Source organism: Sporosarcina sp. 6E9 (genome assembly GCF_017921835.1).
Classification (GTDB): Bacteria; Bacillota; Bacilli; order Bacillales_A; family Planococcaceae; genus Sporosarcina.
The window spans coordinates 104,878-122,661 of the sequence record NZ_JAGEMN010000002.1 but is presented as its reverse complement, the minus strand read 5'-3'; the positions used below and the strand labels follow the sequence as shown (position 1 = coordinate 122,661).

Genomic DNA, 17,784 nt, shown 5'->3' with positions numbered 1-17,784 from the left:
ATGGACGAGTAAGATAGGGGGTAGGAGGCGATATTATGAAAAACTTAAGGAAGCCATGGGTACTCCCACTTATCTTTACGATTATCATTTTAGTCGCGGGTGGACTCTTTATAGGGAATTTAATGAAAAACAAAACGCCATTATCCAGTGAAGAAATCCAGATGCATCTAGAATCTATATATGACGGAAAGGTTGAGACATTGAGACTTGAAAATGGTGTTTATCTTGCGGAAATTATGCGTACAGACGCACTTTATTCAGCTGAAATAGATGCTGTAAGCGGCAAAGTTTTGGTGCTTAACCAGTTAAGTAAAGTGGAAGAAGCGCAACCACGAATTCTTTCTGAAAAAGAAGTGCGCGAAGAAATCACAAAAAAGTACACCGGTGAAATCGAACGCCTTTCGTTGAATAAAAACAAAGAACAACCAGTTTATGACGCGGAGGTTGTTAAAGAAAAGGCGCTTGTAGAACTTCAAGTTGATGCGCTCACGGGTGAAATAATATCTGAGAAAATGAAAGAAACGACAACGAAAGATGTACTCATAACAAGAGAACAAGCGATAAAAATTGCACTTGGTCAGTTGAAAGGCGAAGTGGAGTACGTCGTCTTCGAAAAAACAGATGACGGTGGATACTATTTAGTGGAAATCGAACAAGATAATGAGGATGCAGATGATCTCGAAGCTGTATTCCATATCCATGCCATTACAGGAGAAATCTTATTCGTAGAATGGGATGATTAATTTCTCATCGAATTCTAATAATCCTCACAAGAAGCTCTCATCTTCGGCAGGTAATATGAAGGTAAGATCAAAAGGAGGAAGATGAAGATGAAAAAATGGATGGCAATTCCGGCATTGGCTGGAGCAGTGGTAATCGGCGGCGTGGCAATGGTCGCAAACGCTGATAAAAGTGATAACCGAACAACAGGTGTTTTAGCAGTAGAAGCTGCAGGAAATGATAACACGTCAAAATTAACAGTTGAAGAAGTAGAAACAAAAGCGGTTGAAACAGTTGGTGGAACTGTAACCGAGATTGACTATGATTCTTCAGACGACGAGTATGAAGTTGAAGTCGAAAGTGGATCCGTTACGTATGAATTAGATATTAACGCCACATCTGGTGAAGTCATTAAAAAAGAAATAGACGACAAGAAGGTAGCCGTTGTGAAATCAGATGGAAAAACAACTGCAAATAACAAAAACTTTATTACCGCTAAAGAAGCAATCGCAATTGCGTTAAAACATTCACCGGGAACTGTAAAAGAGGTTGAATTAGATGACGACGACAAACGTGCACACTTCGAAATTGAAATTGAAGACGGTAAATATGAATACGAATTTGAAATCGACGCGATGACAGGTAAAATTCTAGACTTTGAAAAAGACCGCGATGATGATTGAGGAAAAGGGCTGTTCCTAAAACAGCCCATTTTTTATTTCAATCGTTACAATCGCTCTTCAATCGGTTGATTCTTACTCACATTTGGGCGAACTTTATGTTCTTTGTCCATAAGTTGTGCACCAAGAATTGCCGATATACAGATTGCACCCACAATCCAAAATGCCGCAGAATTTACCCCGCTAAACACTTGTTGATAAAATAGAGCACCAAATGCGCCCCCGAGTAATGGACCTACAATCGGTATCCAAGCGTAACCCCAATCAGATGAACCTTTTCCAGCTATCGGTAAGAAGAAGTGTGCAATTCTTGGCCCTAAATCACGCGCAGGATTAATGGCGAAACCCGTTGTTCCTCCAAGTGATAACCCAATAGAAAGGATTAGAAATCCAATGATTAGCGGATTTAGCCCCTGTGTGAATTCATTTGCGCCAATCGCTAATATTCCCAGGACAAGAACGAATGTACCAATCATCTCACTTATTAAATTGGAAATCGGTTTTCTAATTGCTGGGCTGGTTGAAAAAACAACTAATTTCTCCTCTTTACTTTCAGTTTCCTCCCAATGCGGTAAATAATTAAAGTAAACAATGACAGCTCCGATAGTAGCGCCTATAAGTTGAGCTAAAATATACGCAGGAACATTGGCCCAAGGAAAAGCGCCGATGATAGCTAACCCAACTGTAACTGCTGGATTAATATGAGCCCCACTAATCCCACCAACTGCATATATGGCAACAGCTACAGCGAGCCCAAAACCCATCGTGATAACAATCCAACCTGAGTTTTGCGATTTTGTTTTGTTGAGGACTACGCCTCCAACAACACCGCAACCCAAGGTCACTAAAATCATCGTTCCAATTAATTCACCTAAAAATGCTGACATAGGAATCCCCCTTAAATGAGCAGCGAAGAAGGCTTACTCCCTCGATGGAAGGAAGACCAGTCGAAAGTGCCCATAAGTGGCTCATGACTTGTGCACGAGCGAGTGAAAAACATATCGACTCTCCAAATCCACGAAATAGAATGAAAAACATCCACAGCTTGCTTCCAAGTATTCGAAGTCCAGGCCGTGGATGACATTATCGTCGTGAAGCTATTTACCTTTTAATCATTCCGTGTGGATCAATAACGAATTTTTTCGCCGCACCCTTATCGAAAACTTGATAACCGTTCGGTGCTTCATCTAGGTTAATAATTGTCGCATTAACTGCTTTTGCAATTTGGGCTTTACCGCTCAGAATCGATTTCATTAGGAAGTTATGGTATTTCATGACAGGTGTTTGTCCAGTGACGAAATGATGTGCTTTAGCCCATCCTAATCCCATTCGGATTTTCAATGTACCGAATTTTGCATCCTCATCAACCGCACCTGGGTCGCCTGTTACATACAATCCAGGGATTCCAAGTTTTCCACCAGCACGCGTTACCTCCATAATTGAGTTAAGAACTGAGGCAGGCGCTTCTCCTGCACCTTTATGGCCATGTGCTTCGAACCCGACACAGTCAACTGCGCAGTCTACTTCAGGAGTTCCAAGAATCTGTGCAATTTGTTCGCCAATATCATCATGTTCTGAAAGATTGATTGTTTCGCACCCAAAGCTTCTAGCTTGTGCTAATCGCTCTTCAATCATATCGCCTACAATGACACAAGAGGCACCGAGCAGTTGTGCTGAGTGTGCTGCCGCTAATCCTACAGGTCCAGCACCGGCAATATAGACAGTGGATCCAATTGTAACACCTGCGCTATATGCCCCGTGAAATCCTGTTGGGAAAATATCTGATAACATGGCTAAATCAAGAATTTTGTCCATCGCTTGATCTTTATCCGGAAATTTTAACAGTTGGAAGTCGGCGTAAGGAACCATCACGTATTCTGATTGGCCGCCAACCCATCCACCCATATCAACATATCCGTATGCAGATCCTGGACGATCAGGATTCACGTTTTCGCAAATATGTGTGTCTTGTTCTTTACAATTACGACAGCGGCCACAAGCAATATTGAAAGGTACAGAGACGAGATCTCCTACTTTCATATACTCAACATCACGACCGACTTCAATGACTTCGCCAGTAATTTCATGCCCTAATGCTAAGCCGCTTGGTGCAGTTGTTCTCCCGCGCACCATATGCTGGTCACTTCCACAAATATTTGTGGCGACAACCTTTAGAATAACTCCGTGTTCACATTTACGACCAACATTCAGTGGATTTACCCCAGGTCCATCTCTTAACACTAGGTCTGGAAAACCAATATCAACAACAGCTACTTTTCCAGGTTCTTTGTATACAACTGCCCGATTTCCCGCTTTTTTGTAATCAATGGAGCTTTTCTCAACTTCCTTGTCAACAACAGCACGATTTCCTGACATAAATAATACCCCCTATAAATAGTTTGTCCTTGCACGCTAGTAATATGCAAGTTCCATGCCAAGTTCATAGTTTGAACTATATCAACATCCAAGGAGGACTCTAAATCAGAATTGTTACATTTTCGGACAATTCAGTGTATAATTTTGAGACAGTGGGGGAGTACAATCATTCAATTGAAACATCAGCCGTCTGATTAACTATAATATAGGTGTAAGAGGTGAGTTTCTTGTCGAGGGAGAATGTTGTTGAGAAGAAAATGATTCAGGATTCATGGAAACGTTGTGAAGAATATGGGTTTAAACCGACGGATCCAGTGGATAGCACCGTTTTAGACCATTATCAAATTACTGAAGTTCTTAACAGAAATCAAGAATTGACTCATTCTGCAATCGCAAGTTTAAAGAACTTATATCCAACTTTTGGGAAGATGGGTCATATTGTTTCGATTGTTGACCGTCACGGGATTATTATTTACACAGTAGGGGATGAAAACTTAGCAAGTGAAGTGCAAATGCTAGTTGGAACGAATTGGCTTGAGGATAAAAGAGGAACAAATGCGATGGGTGTTGCATTGCTGGAGAAAAATCCTGTTAGGGTTCATGGAAGCCAGCATTTTAACGCTTCTGCGCATTTTTTAACCTGTGCTGCATCACCCATTTTCTCTCCATCAGGAGAGATTCTTGGAGCGGTTAATATTAGTGGCAAAAAAGAACAGTATCATCCCTATATTTTTACACTGACTCAAATTATTGCAGGTGACATTGGAAATCGAATCTTGCTCAGCCAGATGAATCTAGAACACCAACTCACGATTAAAGAATTTGAACATAGCATGAATAAATATATTACAGTACCATTCCTTTCGTTAGATGAAGAAAATCGTATCATCCGAGCGAATAATCGAGCTAAAGCCATTATCGGACAAAATAATATTGGTCAAAAGTTAATGAATAGAAGTCAATTCATTATTGATACATTTACAAGTAATTGCAAGAAATCGATAAGGTCAGTTGCGATCCATCAAACATCTAAGAAAGAAAAACGTTTATATACATTTTCGGATATTTTTGGGAATTGTCCATCTGTCATACGCACAAAGAAAATGGCTGAAAAAGCGGCCGCTACCGATATACCAATTTTACTTATCGGCGAAACGGGGACAGGTAAAGAGCTATTCGCCCAATCAATACACTCCGCAAGTATGCGAAGTCATTCGCCATTTGTTGCGGTCAATTGTGGGGCAATATCTGAATCCCTGATCGAAAGCGAGTTATTCGGTTATATTGGTGGATCCTTTACAGGTGCAAATCAAGAAGGCAGGAAAGGGAAATTTGAAGCAGCCCAAAATGGCACACTCTTTCTGGATGAAATTGGTGATATGTCTTTGCGGGCTCAAGTGACGTTGCTGAGAGCATTGCAAGAGAAGGAAATTACGCCTGTTGGGAGTACAACTACAAAGAAAATAGATGTGAGAATTATCGCCGCAACGAATAAAGATTTAGTAAAAGAAATTGAAGCAAAACGTTTTCGTGCAGATTTATATTACCGCTTAAAGGGAATACAAATCACACTTCCTTCACTGCGGGTACGAACAGACCTAATCCAACTGGTGAGTAGCTTATTGGAAGAGAAAGGGTATTCGGATTTTACGTTATCAGAGGGAGCGAAGCAAAAGATTTTAACCCATAAGTGGCCCGGTAATATCCGAGAGCTTATGAGTGTTCTCATAGAAGCGACCTTTCTATCCGACGGGAAAGTAATTGGTCCTGAAGAAATCCAAATTGATACTAGTGGTACAAGCATCGAAATTACGGATGATATGGATCCCTTAAAAGGTGCGGAAAAATCCGTAATGGAAAAACATATCCGAATGGCTGAAGGGAATATTAGCGTAGCGGCAGAACGACTAAAAATTAGCCGGAATACGCTTTATCGTAAAATGAAAGAATATAATATACAGATAAGTTGAAGGGAAAATAGACGAAAGCCGTTCATTACTTTTTTTCGAGTAATGAACGGTTTTTCTTTTCTACGAACTTAAAATGTTTTTTAATTTTCTTCGCAAGTAACCGTAGAAAGTGTGAATAGACTGCCGCTTTCATAGAAAAAAGTACCCGTTTGATCCATACATTTTTCGGCCTTAATCATAATTGCATCTGAATTATTTTTGATTAGTAATATACGTCCTGTGGAAACGGTTAGAATCATTACGATAAACACAATTGAAAATACTTTCATTCCTTTTTGGAACTTTTGTGTTTTTAAATCATTTTTGCTCTTTTCACTCTGGCTAATTTCCTGGCTTAAGCTATACTTTCCATTTATATACTGATTGATTTCACGATAGTAAAGTGCTTGATGAAGTATCATAATAATTAATAAACAGACGATGAAAATATAGCGATTAAACGGTAGAAACATGAAGAATATTAGGAATGGCAAAACTTGAGCATAAAGGATGTACACTTTCTTGGTTGCATTTTGAGTCACTTGACGCAACATTTCATCGTCTTCCATGAATTCTCCGAGCTTCAGGAATGTGAAAGTTGGTATTTGTTTATGAGGGTTTTCCTTATTATAGCGGTTAAGTTTTATGAAATAAGCAAAAGTAAACGCGACAAATAAGGAAAAACCAATTAAAAATGATACAACCGCCGGTATATTCCAATTAATAAGTACCTCATTACTTCCAATAACAAATACATCATCAAAAGTATAAAATTCCATATCAAATGCGCAGACGGCGCCGTAACTCCAAATCATTAAGCTGACCAATAAAGCAATGTTCCACAATGGAATCTGTACGCGAAAATCTTTTTTATTCATCAAGATCCTCCCCCTCTAACCAAAATAGTTCACCAATATCAACTTGCAAATGCTTAGCGAGACGTAATGACAATGCAATCGAAGGAGAAAAGTCTCCCTTTTCGATGAAGCCAATTGTCTGTCTGGTAACGCCTACTCGTTTCGCCAATTCTGTTTGTGAAAAATCATGTCTTGCTCTCAATTCTCTTACTCGATTTCTAAGCATTTCAAATTCCTTTCGTTAACTAATCTATTCATAATGTATAGTATTATTAACATGTCGTCAAGTATTGTTAACAAAAAAAGAGCCCAATTCAGTTTAGGATTAGGCTCCATTTCAACTATTAAACCCTATAAACTTTCCCGACTTCCGCAATTTCAGTGGTTCCATTGAAATTGCTAGTGGCAGCTTCCAGAATATCCTCGTTGTTTCCGTGTAACGGCAAATGAGTTAAAACAAGTCGCTTTACATCCGCCAACTGCGCTAACTTGCCCGCTTCACTTCCACCCATATGACCGGGTGCAATACCGATATGTTCTTCGTATAAATTGGCTTCACTTATTAATAAATCTGTCTCACCTGCAAAATCGACGAGCTCATCGCGCCACTCAGTGTCAGCTGTTAAAACAACTGAACGATTATCCACTGAAAACTTCATAGCGAGACAATAAACTGGATGATCAGTTCGACAAAAAGATACTGTGAAAGGACCGATTTTTGTGATTTTATCCTCAAAGATTGCAATACCTACTGTTTGCTCTTTATAAGATAGTTTTGCGTAGTTTTCCGCATCCTGTTCATGCCCATAAATCGGCAAGGGTGGTGACGGATTATTTAAATAAAATTGAATGAGTCGGCTATATTGAAGACTGCCTAAGTCGGCAATATGATCTGCATGGTAATGACTAATCACAACAGCATCTATTTTTTCCAAGGGCAAAAAGTTTTGTAAAGAAGCGAGAACACCACTTCCGCAATCAACGAGACAATGAAATCCTTCATGTTCAATCAAAAATGAAGATGTCGCCTCATTCGCTTTTGGGTATCCGCCCCAAATTCCAATTGGTATTACTTTCATACTAGAACCCCCATTCGTTATTGCAAACCTTGTAGTGAGTGTATCTTGAAATGACTAATTTGAAAAGCGTGAAGGTGAGGATAGTTCTTCATAGTTAGACTTATCGTTTACCTATTTAAGTTTATATAAAATTCTTATATACTGAATCATATTAAAAAAGACAAACGCTTCATTTTCTGAATTTTTGATAATGAATGGCTAGTTGGAAGGAGTATTACATTGAAGACGAAGAAGACAAGTCTCTTTCAAAGGTTTTTGAATATGGTAGAGACGACAGGAAACAGGCTGCCGCATCCAGTAACATTATTCGCAGCTTTGGCTTTATTAGTTTTAATTTTGTCATGGATTGTATCGTCATTTGGCGTTAGCGTTGAGCATCCCGGAAAAGCCGGTGAAATGATCACCGTTAACAACTTGCTGAGTGCTGAAGGTATTAAATATATATTTACACAAATGACTGCTAACTTTGTTGGCTTCGCGCCGCTAGGTGTAGTACTTGTCACGATGTTGGGAATTGGATTAGCGGAAGGATCAGGTTTAATTAGTGCTGTACTACGTGGATTTGTTTTATCTGTTCCACAAAGACTGATTACTCTTGGACTCGTATTCGCAGGAGTTATGTCCAGTGTTGCTTCTGACGCGGGATATGTTGTCTTGCCACCATTAGGAGCTGTCATATTTGCAGCGATTGGTAGACATCCACTTGCTGGACTAGCTGCCGCATTCGCCGGAGTTTCTGGCGGCTTTAGTGCGAACCTGTTCCTGTCGGGAACCGATGCACTACTTGGGGAGTTAACCATTGCAGCAGCAGCAATTATCGACCCGACTTATGCTGAAAATATGAATATCGCTATGAACTATTATTTCATCGCGGCATCCGTAATTGTTTTAACAGTAGTCGGTGCCTGGGTGACAGAGAAAGTCGTAGAGCCGCGCCTTGGTGAATACACAGGTGAGTTCCGCGAGAAATTAGAGAAGTTGAAACCGATTGAGAAAAAAGGTTTGACTTGGGCTGGACTTTCTATTGTTGTCGCAGGTATTCTAATTTCACTGCTAATATTACCTTCATGGGGACCGCTTCGCGGAGTAGAAGGCGATATGCCGATTATTCGTTCGCCATTTATGAGCTCTTTAGTGCCAATTATTGCAATTCTTTTCTTTGTGCCAGGTTTGATTTATGGAAAAGTAACGAAAGGCATTCGAGACGACAAAGACGTTGCAGCGATGATGTCAGCTACAATGGCATCAATGGGAATGTTTATCGTGCTATCCTTTACAGCCGGACAGTTCGTCGCGTTCTTCTCAGAATCAAATATGGGACTTGTTATCGGTGTGTACGGTGCACAATTCCTGGATAGCATTAACCTAACAGGTATTCCGCTTATCTTGATGTTCATTTTAATATCAGCGTTTATCAACTTATTCATCGGAAGCGCTTCAGCAAAATGGGCGATGATGGCGCCTGTATTCGTTCCAATTATGATGCAACTCGGCTATTCACCAGAATTAACACAAATGGCCTACCGTGTTGCGGATTCAGCAACGAATATCATTTCGCCGTTAATGACCTATTTCGCAATTATTATCGCATTTGCACAAAAATACGATAGAAAAATGGGTATCGGAACGCTAATCTCAGTTATGTTCCCATACAGTATGTTTTTCCTTCTATTCTGGGCACTTACGCTTGTCGTTTGGATGTTGTTCGGAATCGACCTTGGACCTGGTTCAGGGATTTACTATAATAAATAAGTTTTAACTTAACCGCCTTGAGTGATAGTCATTCAAGGCGGTTTTATTAAACTGATAACAATATTCAAAATACACTTGACATTCCGTGAATGGGTGTGTAAAGTGTTATTCAATAACTAAATAGTAAAACTTTCTTATCCAGAGAGGTGGAGGGACTGGCCCTTTGAAGCCTCAGCAACAGACTTTTAAAGTACTGTGCTAATTCCAGTAGCGTAAGCTTGGAGATGAGAAGAGTGAACAGCGTTAAAATGCCAACCTCTTCTTATTAAATGAAGAGGTTTTTCTTATTCTAGTTATTAATATAATTGGAAAGAAGGAATGGCAAAATGACAAAAACATTGACGGAGACACTGACAAAAGCACCATTTAAGGCGGATCATGTAGGGAGTTTACTACGACCAGAAAGTTTACACAATGCACGGAAGAAGTTTCAAGAAGGCGATATTACAGCCGAACAACTACGTGAAGTAGAAACTAGGGAAATTAAACGAGTGGTCGATAAACAGATTGAAATTGGACTAGAATTAGTAACTGACGGAGAATTTAGACGCCGGTTTTGGCATACGGATTTTCTGGAGAATTTAAATGGCGTGGAAGGATATGTCCCAGAAGTAGGATTCGTATTTAACGGTGACGAAGAAACAGAAAGATATAATATCCGTAACACTGGGAAAATCTCATTCAATCCGAATCATCCCCATATTACAGACTTTATTGAATTCAATGAAATCGTCGGTGGGCGTGCGGTGGCCAAACAAACCATTCCAAGCCCGAACCAATTATTTAATGTGGGAATTAGAGATAAAAATATCTATCCAGATATTGAAGAATATGCAAAGGATGTTATTCAAACTTACCGCGAAGCTTTTAAAGCATTCTATGATGCAGGCGTTCGTTATTTACAACTCGATGACGTGTATATTGCTGGGCTTTCTTCACCAGATATTCCATGGAATGATGGCGAATTCTCAAGAGAGTTTTTGATAGACTTGGCTCTTCGAGTAGCAAACGGCGTATTGGAAGGTAAACCAGAAGATTTAATCGTTTCAACACATTTATGCCGTGGAAACTACCGCTCTAACTGGGCCTTTGAAGGTAGCTATGACTTAATCGCTCCGACACTGCTTGCAAAAGAAAACGTGGATGGTTTCTTCTTGGAGTATGATGATGAACGTTCAGGGGACTTTAAACCACTTAAGCATATTCCAAGTGGCGGTGCACAAGTTGTACTCGGCGTGGTGACTTCGAAAAATGGCGAGTTAGAAGACAAAGAACTGATCAAATCTAGAATAGAAGAAGCGTCCAAATATGTTCCACTTGAACAACTATGCCTAAGCCCGCAATGCGGTTTTGCTTCGACGCATCATGGAAATAACCTAACAGAAGACGAGCAATGGGAAAAGTTGAAATTCATAGTTGACATTTCAAAAGAAATTTGGGAAAAGGATTAACGATTAATCAGTTATAAAATTTAAAAGTGAAAGCACACCCTTGTTGATTACAAGTGGTGTGCTTTTTTGTGCGATTAACGAGGAATAAAGACCATGGACAAGTGAATAGACTGCTAGAAGAATCATCATAAAAGTCAGCGCCATATACAAATACGCTGTTTGGAGGAGACGTAGATGGATAGTAAAGAATTAAGAAACTGTTTCGGACATTTCGCGACAGGTGTAACTGTCGTCACTTGTGAGACGGATGCCGGGAAACATGGGTTTACGGCGAACTCATTTACTTCAGTATCATTAGATCCGCCGTTACTGCTCGTATCTGTAGATCGAAAAACGAAGGCATTTCAATTTTTGAAAGATAACCATTTCACAATCAATATATTAAAAGAAACGCAGCAAGATACTGCGATGCATTTCGCCGGAAGACCGCTTGAAAATGAACCTTTTAGCTGGGAAAAGGGGACACGCTGTCATCGATTAAAAGATTCACTAGCATATTTAGAGTGTGAACCATGGGCCGAATATGACGGTGGAGATCATGTTTTATACATTGGAAAGGTGATCAGATTTAATTATTCCGAAGGAAAGCCATTGAGTTATTACAAAGGTAAATTTACATCCATTACGACCTGAAACGTAAACATATAAACATAACTTACTAGTTATTTATGAATAAACCCAGGTGCGCCTAAATACAATAGATTATGGACAACTCTTCATTCCAATTTAGAACGAAAAGAATTGAGGTTTTGAGCCGTTTGTAATGAACCGTGTAATTAAAAGGAGGAAAGAAATAATGAAAGTAGATGAAGAGAAAAAGACAACGATTCCATTGACTGGACAAGAGTACTTAGAAAGTCTAAAAGATGGACGGGAAATTTGGCTACATGGCGAGAAAGTGAAAGATGTTACGACACATCCAGCTTTTCGAAATGCAGCCCGTTCAATCGCAAGGCTCTACGATGCGCTACATGATGAAAAAACGAAAGATGTTCTGACAACCGAGACGGACACAGGAAACGGCGGGTTCACGCAAAAGTACTTCAGAGTGGACAAGAACTCCAAGGAACTCCTCGAATCCAGAGACGCGATTGCTGAATGGGCGAAGTTGACATTTGGGCAAATGGGAAGATCTCCGGATTACAAAGCAGCATTCCTTGGGACACTTGGAGCAGACCCAGATTACTATGGAAAGTACGCGGATAACGCACGGCGATGGTATAAGGAAGCGCAAGAGCGAAATTGGTATTTCAATCATGCCATTATCAATCCGCCTGTGGATCGACATACACCGCTCGAAGCCGTAAAAGATATCTTTATCAGAACGGAAGGCGAAACGGATGAAGGCATTATCGTCAGTGGCGCTAAAATGGTTGCAACGGGATCGGCTTTAACAAACTTCAACTTCGTAGCGCATTACGGCGCAGCACCAATTACAGATGAGAATTATGCACTAGTATTTATCGCGTCGATGGATACCCCAGGTGTGAAGTTGATCAGCAGGGCGTCATATGAAATGACGGCAGCTGTAATGGGAAGTCCATTCGATTATCCACTTAGCAGTCGATTTGACGAAAATGATTCTGTTCTCGTTTTTGATAAAGCGGTCATTCCTTGGGAGAATGTCATCATTTACAAAGATATTGAAAAAGCGAATAACTTTTTCGCGGAAAGTGGCTTCTTGAACAGGTTCACCTTTCATGGTGTAACGAGACTCGCAGTGAAGCTCGATTTTGTTTCAGGGTTATTATTGAAAGCTGTAAAAATGAATGGGACAGACCAATTCCGCGGCGTTCAAGTGAACGTAGGCGAAGTTATTGCGTGGAAAAACATGTTTTGGGCAATCAGTGACGCGATGGCGCTGAATCCGGATGAGGGACGAAACGGCACGGTTCTACCGAATTTGAATTACGGTCTTGCTTACCGGATGTTCATGTCTGAAGGATGGCCAAAAGTAAAAGAAATTATCGAAAATGTGGTCGCTGGAAGTCTAATTGCGCAACCATCAAGTGCCAAAGACTTTAAAAATCCTGAGTTAAGACCGTATTTAGATAAATTATATAGAGGCTCTTACGGCGTTAAAGCGGAAGAGAAAATAAAACTTATCAAATTACTATGGGATGTAATCGGAACTGAGTACGGCGGCAGGCATGAATTATACGAGCGCAATTACTCCGGAAACCACGAAAATATTCGTCTTGAAAATCTCGTTGTTGCCAATATGAGTGGACAGGCAGACGAGTTCGAGAAGTTTGCAGAAGCGTGCATGAATGATTACAACTTAGATGGTTGGACGAACGATACGTGGATTAATCCGGACGATGTGAGTTATTTTAAAAAATAAATGCGTAAAGTCTTTTTTGGATAGGGTGAATGGGAATGAGTGATGGGTTAGCTTATTTCAAAAAAATATATGACGTTGTGCCAGATTGGGTGCAGAAAATGCATGATTATCATGCCGATGCACTCGGACATTACACGGCATTGCGCAGCGACATAATGAAAGACGGTAGTCTGTCGACAAAGGAAAAAGATCTTCTTCTCATCGGCATGAATGCCGCTAGACTATATGAACGCAGCATGGTTTATCATACAAAAAGCGCTATGAACCAGGGAGCGACAATTCCTGAACTCGTCGAATATCTACTCATTCCATATGTGTATAACGGCGAGGAAGCGCTGAAAATGGCGTTTAAATCATTGGATTGCGCACTTTCTTTTCAAGATTCATCAATTGAAGATGACGGTTCTTTAGAGGAGATTCTCATTAGAATGATTCAGTTAATGAGAAACGAAGACACAAGTTTCATTGAAAAATTGCTAGAATGTGTCCGCGCCGGTGATCCAATGTTTGTGGAAAACTTATTTAAAGAAGGATTTGTCTCCTCAAAGCTAAAATACATTTTGATGGCGGGCATATACACAGTCGAACTTCAAGGCGTAGCGGCTGGAAAGTGGATTGATGCGGGCCGAGAAATCGGTGTTTCTGAAGAAGAGCTCGTTGAAATGGGTTTGATCAGTATGTTAACTGCGGGGATTCCGGCTTGGTTCGAAACGAGCGATTCACTTTTATAAATAGCGTGTAAATTAATTTATACTGGGAGGAATGAAACGAATGAATCAAAAAGTTGTCGATGTTTATAACGGTTTGGTCACCAAATTTAAGGAGTTAATAAGCGAACATGAATTGGACCATAATGATTATGAAGCATTGGTTGGTTGGCTGAATAAGTTGGGGCAAGCAGGTGAAGTTCCGCTATTCATGGATGTGTTTTTCGAAACGCATGCACTCCAAGAGATGTACAAAAATGTAAAAGGGACAGAACCCACAATTCTTGGCCCCTATTATTTAGAAAATGCCACGAAACTAACGGCACCTTATGCGCTGCCGATGCGTTCCGATGAGCCTGGGGACGTCCTGTTCTTTAGTGGAACAATTAAGGATGTCGATGGAAACCCACTGGCCAATACAACTGTAGATATGTGGCAAGCTGATGCGAGCGGGGAGTACTCTGGTTTTGCTGAGGGCATTCCAAATGAAAATTTACGTGGTATTCTTCAAACCGATGCGGATGGAAACTTCGAAGTGAAAACAGTCGTACCGGGGGATTATTCGATTCCGACAAATGGACCCACTGGACAATTTTTGGAGTGGATCGATTCTCATCCAACGCGACCAGCACACTTACATTTCTTGTTTAAACCGGAAAACGGAGATCCGCTCATTTCTCAAGTATTCTTTGAAGGAAATAAATACTTGGACAATGACGTGGCTAAAGGCGTCCGAGGCACGCTCATTACAAAGCTTACAAAACATGATGGCGCTGAAAAAGGATTGGCCAAAGACTTCTATAAAGCACACCTAGATTTCGCACTACGACTGCAAGATCAACCGGTATATAGCTAATTGTAAATTAAAAAGTAGAAAGGAGTTTTTAAAACTCCTTTCTACTTTTTATTTTTTAACGCAACGTACAAATAATGGTATATTGAATGAGTCAAAGGTCATGACTTGCAAGCAAAATGATTTGAGCGCAAGCAAACCACGTTACACTGCAAGCAAACAGAGGTCGAGTGCAAGCAAACCATGAATAAGTGCAAGCAAACTACACGCAAACCACGAATAAGTGCAAGCAAACTACACCCGCAACTGAATATCAACGATTTTGGCGTAAAAAAACCGAGTACTTGAATAACTAATTCAAGCACCCGGTATAATTACCATCTTATTCTTTCTCAATCAGTCCTGCTTCAATAAGAAATTCTTTTGCAACGCGTTCGACCATCATGCCGTCATTATCAACTTTACCGTTCATAATTTGCATCGCTTCTTCATCGATTTTCCCTTCAAGAAGCGTCAAGACTTCTTCAAGTTCAGGGTATCTTTCAAGCGTTTCTTGTCGAACGAGTGGAAGGGCATGATACGGCGGGAAGTATGATTTATCATCTTCCAACACGCGTAAATCATACACTTGTAGTTGTCCGTCCGTCGTGTAAGAGTTAATCACGTCGACTTCACCCGCACTAATCGAGCGGTACATCATGCCGTGGTCCATCCCTTTGACGTTCTTGAAATCGAGGTTATATTCCTTTTGGAAACCAGGTAACCCATCCGGTCGGTCAATAAATTCAAACACCGCACCCAATGTAAAGTCTCCTGAGTGTTTAGCGAAATCACTGAATGTGTGAATATCAAGATCTTCCGCAATCGTTTCATCAAGTGCAAGTGTATACGTATTATTAAACCCGAATGTGTTAAACGCGTAAATGCCGTCACCATTCACAAGTTCCTTCGTCATTTTAAGCGTTTCTTCAGCGGTACCAGGTTCTTGATGATAATACGTTACGACAATCGTTCCCGTATAGTCAGGAATGACATCAATATGTCCATTCGTCATAGCGTTCCAGACAACAGACGATCCACCAAGGTTTTCTTTATAAATAACTTCGATATCTGTTTTATCTTCGATTAATTGCCCCATCACATGCGACAATATAATACTTTCCGTATTGTTACGGGAGCCGAGTCTAAGCGAATCTTTTTCGATAAAGATACAACCCGATAACATACTTACCAGTAAGGCAGTTAATGTTGCGAGTATCAATTTCTTTTTCATGATTACTTCAATCCTTCCGGCGTTGTCCAACGTTCAACTGCACTAAAGAACGTTTCCAGGATAAGCGCAAGAAGTGCGGCTGGGATAGCCCCGAGTAATATCAATCCATCAATGCCTCGTGTAATACCAAGGAAAATGAAGTCTCCGAGTCCGCCTGCTCCGATAAATGCTGCAAGTGTCGCGTTTCCGACGTTAATAACAGCAGCCGTACGAATTCCGGCCATAATGACTGGAACTGCTAAAGGCAATTCGACTTTGAATAAAATTTGCATGCTCGTCATGCCCATCCCTCTAGCTGCTTCAATCGTTGCGGGATCGACATCTTTAATGCCTGTATACGTATTTCTCATAATTGGAAGCAACGAGTAAAGAAATAGGGCTGCAATGGCAGTCTTTACGCCGATTCCGAAAATGGGAATCATAAACCCAAGCAACGCCAAACTTGGTACCGTCTGAAGAATACCAGTTCCGCCGAGTACAATTGTTTTAAGCTTTGGTACGCGCGTCACGACAATTCCGAGTGTTACGGCAAGTGTAGTGGCGATGATCATCGAAAAGAATACGAGTTGAATATGAACAGAGGTGGCGCTTAGCACTTCACCCCAACGTAATTGAGTTTGTTCAACGAGTTGTTGCCATATATTTAAATTATTCATTTGTTTTTTCCTCCGTATCCGTCCACGGGCTGGACATGGCGGAGAGCAAGGAGCCGCGTGTGACAAGTCCTACGATTTTGCGATTTTTATCCACAACTGGAATCATTCCGTGCGGTGCTTCATCAATCATAATAATTGCATCTTTTGCTGTGTCCGAGTCAAATAAAACCGGATCTGCAGGGAGCATAATTTCATCAACCGTTTGGATGTTATTAAATTCCTTGATTAAATCATAAGCAGATACAATTCCTAGTATTTGTTTATCGTCATCGGCGATAATTAGATGCGTGATTTTCCGTTGGCGAATAAGCGATATCGCTCTTTCAGGAGAACGATGTGGAAGAGAAGTTACAATTGATTCTGACATAATCTCAGTAACCGGCATAAGTTCTGGGTTTTGAATAATTCGATGCTTCCCTATAAACTCCTCAACAAAGCCGTGAGCAGGTTCATGTAGTATTTTTTCTGGAGTGTCTAGTTGAAGTAAGCTGCCATCTTTCATAATCGCTATACGGTCACCCATCTTGAGTGCCTCATCCATATCATGCGTAACAAACACAATCGTCTTTTTCAACTTCTTGTGTAGTGTAATTAATTCGGCTTGTAATTGTTCACGTGTGATAGGATCAAGCGCACTAAAAGGTTCATCCATTAATATAATATCTGGATCGGCTGCAAGCGCTCTTGCAATACCGACGCGTTGCTGTTGTCCACCCGAAAGTTCTTTTGGATAACGAGTTGCATGAATCTCAGGATCTAGTCCAACGAGCAGTAATAGTTCGTTAACGCGTGATTTTATATCTTTTTCATTCCAGCCTTTAAGTTGGGGCACAACTGCGATGTTTTTCTCAATTGTATAATGAGGAAAGAGCCCGACTTGCTGAATGACATAGCCAATGTTTCGGCGGAGTTCGGCAGCGTCGTATGATTTGACGTCTTTGCCGTCGATGGAGATTGTGCCGCTTGTGTGGGGGATGATGCGGTTAATCATTTTCATTGTTGTTGATTTACCCGAACCACTTGGACCGATTAGAACAAGTAATTCGCCGTCTTGAATTTCAAATTCGACAGATTTCACTGCTTGAAATCCACCGTCGTACGTTTTTGTTACATTTTCAAACTTAATCATAGGTACCTCCTGTGTTTT

General features: G+C 40.6%; 18 protein-coding genes and 1 riboswitch. Of the genes, 10 read left to right on the top strand and 8 right to left on the bottom strand.

Going from position 1 to position 17,784, the window contains the following annotated elements:
- The first annotated feature begins 35 nt into the window (after positions 1-35).
- Positions 36-743 carry a PepSY domain-containing protein gene (locus J4G36_RS12185; protein ID WP_210470634.1) on the top strand — a complete coding sequence of 236 codons (708 nt, stop codon included), beginning with the start codon at positions 36-38 and terminating at the stop codon, positions 741-743.
- A gap of 87 nt (positions 744-830) precedes the next feature.
- The gene (locus J4G36_RS12180; protein ID WP_210470633.1) at positions 831-1,403 is read left to right on the top strand and encodes a PepSY domain-containing protein; all 573 of its coding nucleotides are present in this window, start codon (positions 831-833) and stop codon (positions 1,401-1,403) included.
- 44 nt (positions 1,404-1,447) lie between these two features.
- On the opposite strand, the gene J4G36_RS12175 is transcribed toward J4G36_RS12180, so the two are convergent.
- On the bottom strand, positions 1,448-2,287 hold the full coding sequence (locus tag J4G36_RS12175; protein WP_210470632.1) for an MIP/aquaporin family protein: 840 nt from the start codon (positions 2,285-2,287) through the stop codon (positions 1,448-1,450).
- A gap of 44 nt (positions 2,288-2,331) precedes the next feature.
- Here J4G36_RS12175 and J4G36_RS12170 point away from each other — a divergent pair, with 44 nt between their 5' ends.
- Entirely contained in the window at positions 2,332-2,481 is a 150-nt protein-coding gene (locus J4G36_RS12170; RefSeq protein ID WP_210470631.1) for a hypothetical protein, read from the top strand.
- Between the two features lie 20 nt (positions 2,482-2,501).
- On the opposite strand, the gene fdhA is transcribed toward J4G36_RS12170, so the two are convergent.
- Entirely contained in the window at positions 2,502-3,776 is a 1,275-nt protein-coding gene (fdhA, locus tag J4G36_RS12165; protein ID WP_210470630.1) for a formaldehyde dehydrogenase, glutathione-independent, read from the bottom strand.
- Positions 3,777-4,003: 227 nt separating this feature from the next.
- Here fdhA and J4G36_RS12160 point away from each other — a divergent pair, with 227 nt between their 5' ends.
- Positions 4,004-5,746 (top strand): sigma-54-dependent Fis family transcriptional regulator, encoded by a 1,743-nt coding sequence (locus J4G36_RS12160; RefSeq protein WP_246880595.1) that lies wholly within the window; start codon positions 4,004-4,006, stop codon positions 5,744-5,746.
- An 80-nt stretch (positions 5,747-5,826) separates the two neighbouring features.
- On the opposite strand, the gene J4G36_RS12155 is transcribed toward J4G36_RS12160, so the two are convergent.
- From J4G36_RS12155 to J4G36_RS12145, 3 genes are all read right to left on the bottom strand, one after another.
- Positions 5,827-6,603, bottom strand: a complete 777-nt coding sequence (locus J4G36_RS12155; protein ID WP_210470629.1) for a hypothetical protein — start codon at positions 6,601-6,603, stop codon at positions 5,827-5,829.
- The gene (locus tag J4G36_RS12150) at positions 6,596-6,808 is read right to left on the bottom strand and encodes a helix-turn-helix transcriptional regulator (protein WP_210470628.1); all 213 of its coding nucleotides are present in this window, start codon (positions 6,806-6,808) and stop codon (positions 6,596-6,598) included. The genes J4G36_RS12155 and J4G36_RS12150 overlap by 8 nt, the downstream gene beginning before the upstream one ends.
- A 118-nt stretch (positions 6,809-6,926) precedes the next feature.
- Complete coding sequence (locus J4G36_RS12145) at positions 6,927-7,661, bottom strand: MBL fold metallo-hydrolase (protein ID WP_210470627.1); 735 nt, start codon at positions 7,659-7,661, stop codon at positions 6,927-6,929.
- A 261-nt stretch (positions 7,662-7,922) separates the two neighbouring features.
- Between J4G36_RS12145 and J4G36_RS12140 the strand changes: the two genes are divergently transcribed.
- From J4G36_RS12140 to J4G36_RS12115, 6 genes are all read left to right on the top strand, one after another.
- Positions 7,923-9,413, top strand: coding sequence for an AbgT family transporter (locus tag J4G36_RS12140; RefSeq protein WP_483315903.1), 1,491 nt, complete (start codon positions 7,923-7,925; stop codon positions 9,411-9,413).
- A 131-nt stretch (positions 9,414-9,544) separates the two neighbouring features.
- A riboswitch (SAM riboswitch) is annotated at positions 9,545-9,644 on the top strand.
- Between the two features lie 107 nt (positions 9,645-9,751).
- Entirely contained in the window at positions 9,752-10,864 is a 1,113-nt protein-coding gene (locus J4G36_RS12135) for a 5-methyltetrahydropteroyltriglutamate--homocysteine S-methyltransferase (RefSeq protein ID WP_210470822.1), read from the top strand.
- Between the two features lie 174 nt (positions 10,865-11,038).
- Entirely contained in the window at positions 11,039-11,497 is a 459-nt protein-coding gene (locus J4G36_RS12130) for a flavin reductase family protein (RefSeq protein WP_210470625.1), read from the top strand.
- Positions 11,498-11,660: 163 nt separating this feature from the next.
- Positions 11,661-13,208, top strand: a complete 1,548-nt coding sequence (locus J4G36_RS12125) for a 4-hydroxyphenylacetate 3-hydroxylase N-terminal domain-containing protein (protein ID WP_210470624.1) — start codon at positions 11,661-11,663, stop codon at positions 13,206-13,208.
- 35 nt (positions 13,209-13,243) lie between these two features.
- Positions 13,244-13,939 (top strand): carboxymuconolactone decarboxylase family protein, encoded by a 696-nt coding sequence (locus J4G36_RS12120; RefSeq protein WP_210470623.1) that lies wholly within the window; start codon positions 13,244-13,246, stop codon positions 13,937-13,939.
- 40 nt (positions 13,940-13,979) lie between these two features.
- Positions 13,980-14,771 (top strand): dioxygenase family protein, encoded by a 792-nt coding sequence (locus J4G36_RS12115; RefSeq protein ID WP_210470622.1) that lies wholly within the window; start codon positions 13,980-13,982, stop codon positions 14,769-14,771.
- Positions 14,772-15,090: 319 nt separating this feature from the next.
- Here the strand turns inward: J4G36_RS12115 and J4G36_RS12110 are convergent, their stop codons facing one another.
- Genes J4G36_RS12110 through J4G36_RS12100 form a run of 3 tightly spaced genes read right to left on the bottom strand, consistent with a single transcriptional unit; the run spans position 15,091 to position 17,766 of the window.
- On the bottom strand, positions 15,091-15,981 hold the full coding sequence (locus tag J4G36_RS12110) for a glycine betaine ABC transporter substrate-binding protein (RefSeq protein ID WP_210470621.1): 891 nt from the start codon (positions 15,979-15,981) through the stop codon (positions 15,091-15,093).
- 2 nt (positions 15,982-15,983) lie between these two features.
- Positions 15,984-16,637, bottom strand: a complete 654-nt coding sequence (locus tag J4G36_RS12105) for an ABC transporter permease (RefSeq protein WP_210470620.1) — start codon at positions 16,635-16,637, stop codon at positions 15,984-15,986.
- Entirely contained in the window at positions 16,630-17,766 is a 1,137-nt protein-coding gene (locus J4G36_RS12100; protein WP_210470619.1) for a betaine/proline/choline family ABC transporter ATP-binding protein, read from the bottom strand. Before J4G36_RS12100 ends, J4G36_RS12105 begins: the two co-directional genes overlap by 8 nt.
- Positions 17,767-17,784: the final 18 nt, after the last annotated feature.

Coding starts and splice junctions, on each gene's coding strand:
- J4G36_RS12185 (WP_210470634.1), top strand. CDS start 36: ATGAAAAACTTAAGGAAGCCATGGGTACTCCCACTTATCTTTACGATT.
- J4G36_RS12180 (WP_210470633.1), top strand. CDS start 831: ATGAAAAAATGGATGGCAATTCCGGCATTGGCTGGAGCAGTGGTAATC.
- J4G36_RS12175 (WP_210470632.1), bottom strand. CDS start 2,287: ATGTCAGCATTTTTAGGTGAATTAATTGGAACGATGATTTTAGTGACC.
- J4G36_RS12170 (WP_210470631.1), top strand. CDS start 2,332: ATGGAAGGAAGACCAGTCGAAAGTGCCCATAAGTGGCTCATGACTTGT.
- fdhA (WP_210470630.1), bottom strand. CDS start 3,776: ATGTCAGGAAATCGTGCTGTTGTTGACAAGGAAGTTGAGAAAAGCTCC.
- J4G36_RS12155 (WP_210470629.1), bottom strand. CDS start 6,603: ATGAATAAAAAAGATTTTCGCGTACAGATTCCATTGTGGAACATTGCT.
- J4G36_RS12150 (WP_210470628.1), bottom strand. CDS start 6,808: ATGCTTAGAAATCGAGTAAGAGAATTGAGAGCAAGACATGATTTTTCA.
- J4G36_RS12145 (WP_210470627.1), bottom strand. CDS start 7,661: ATGAAAGTAATACCAATTGGAATTTGGGGCGGATACCCAAAAGCGAAT.
- J4G36_RS12140 (WP_483315903.1), top strand. CDS start 7,923: ATGGTAGAGACGACAGGAAACAGGCTGCCGCATCCAGTAACATTATTC.
- J4G36_RS12130 (WP_210470625.1), top strand. CDS start 11,039: ATGGATAGTAAAGAATTAAGAAACTGTTTCGGACATTTCGCGACAGGT.
- J4G36_RS12125 (WP_210470624.1), top strand. CDS start 11,661: ATGAAAGTAGATGAAGAGAAAAAGACAACGATTCCATTGACTGGACAA.
- J4G36_RS12120 (WP_210470623.1), top strand. CDS start 13,244: ATGAGTGATGGGTTAGCTTATTTCAAAAAAATATATGACGTTGTGCCA.
- J4G36_RS12115 (WP_210470622.1), top strand. CDS start 13,980: ATGAATCAAAAAGTTGTCGATGTTTATAACGGTTTGGTCACCAAATTT.
- J4G36_RS12110 (WP_210470621.1), bottom strand. CDS start 15,981: ATGAAAAAGAAATTGATACTCGCAACATTAACTGCCTTACTGGTAAGT.
- J4G36_RS12105 (WP_210470620.1), bottom strand. CDS start 16,637: ATGAATAATTTAAATATATGGCAACAACTCGTTGAACAAACTCAATTA.
- J4G36_RS12100 (WP_210470619.1), bottom strand. CDS start 17,766: ATGATTAAGTTTGAAAATGTAACAAAAACGTACGACGGTGGATTTCAA.